The organism is Vibrio sp. 779(2023) (genome assembly GCF_033344285.1).
In the GTDB taxonomy this organism is placed as follows: Bacteria; Pseudomonadota; Gammaproteobacteria; order Enterobacterales; family Vibrionaceae; genus Vibrio; species Vibrio alginolyticus.
Genome location: NZ_JAWPOM010000153.1, coordinates 1 through 1,215, shown reverse-complemented (window position 1 = coordinate 1,215; position 1,215 = coordinate 1). Strand labels below are relative to the sequence as shown.

Here is a 1,215-nt window from a genome sequence, read left to right as displayed (position 1 = left end):
TCAGCCCTTGCGCGCCAGATTCGGTGATCAACAGATCCCCTAACTCATCAACGCTTTGGAACTCACCCGTAGGCTGAATTCGAATGTACTCATCACCAATACGAATAGCGCCAGCATCAGACACAATATTTTGCGTGGACAGCAAGTTAAAAACCGTATTTGGCGACAAACCAATACTGCTGAGCTTCTTCATCGAAACTTCAATAAAGACTTGCTCTTGCTGCTGACCAGAGACAGAAACCTTGCTGACGCCATCGACCAGTTCAAGCTCACGGCGTAAGTAGTCAACATAATCCAGCAACTCTTTGTAGCTGTAGCCATCACCTGTCACTGCCAACAAGATGCCGTACACATCACCGAAGTCATCAATAACCTGAGGCTCATTAACACCCGGTGGTAACGTGACTTTTAAGTCGTTCACTTTTCGACGCAATTCATCCCAAATTTGTGGTAAATCATCGGGGCCATAGTTGTTTTTCATCGTCACGGTGATCTGAGATAAACCACGGTTGGAAATGGAGTTCACTTCGTCAACGTAAGTCAGTTGCTGGATGGCTTTTTCCAGCGGGTACGTCACTTCTTCTTCGACTTGTTGCGGCGTCGCACCTGGGTATGACGTCACTACCATCGCATCTTTGATAGTAAAGGCCGGATCTTCTAAACGTCCCAACCCGAAGAAGGCAGCAATACCACCAATCAAGAAGATCAAAGACACCATCCAACTAATCACGCGATTTCGAATGAAATAAGCCGCAATGCCCGTTACATCATCATCACTTTGAGGCACTTTGTTTTGCTCGCTCATAAACCAGCCTCCTGCTTAACCACTTCCACTTTCATTCCATCTCTGAGTCGCGAAACGCCAGCAACCACCACTTTGTCGTTAAGCGCTAATCCATCAAGCACTTGAATCGAGGTTTTGGAGGCTTTGCCGGTTCGGATTTGTTTTCGTGAAATGGTACTGTCGTCATTCAGCACCCAAACAAACTTGTTCTCACGTCCAAGCTCGTCTCCATCAGCATTGAAAATTGCCTCAATCGGCACATTGATCCCAACGTTCAGCTCTAAACCCACTTTTTCATCTTTCGAGGTCACTTCAACGGCCATGCCATCAAGGATGTATTCCTCTTTTGGCATCGGTAAAGAAAGCGTCACGGTAAACGTTCCCGTGGTTGGGTCAGGCTCAGTAGTGAACTCTTTAACCGTCGCCTTGTA

At 46.9% G+C, this 1,215-nt stretch carries 2 pseudogenes; both read right to left on the bottom strand.

Annotated elements, in window-relative coordinates:
- A pseudogene (gene vmeI / locus R8O70_RS25685) lies at positions 1-805 on the bottom strand (efflux RND transporter permease subunit VmeI); the annotation flags it as partial.
- Positions 802-1,215: pseudogene (gene vmeH, locus R8O70_RS25680) on the bottom strand (efflux RND transporter periplasmic adaptor subunit VmeH); the annotation flags it as partial. The pseudogenes vmeH and vmeI, both read right to left, overlap by 4 nt.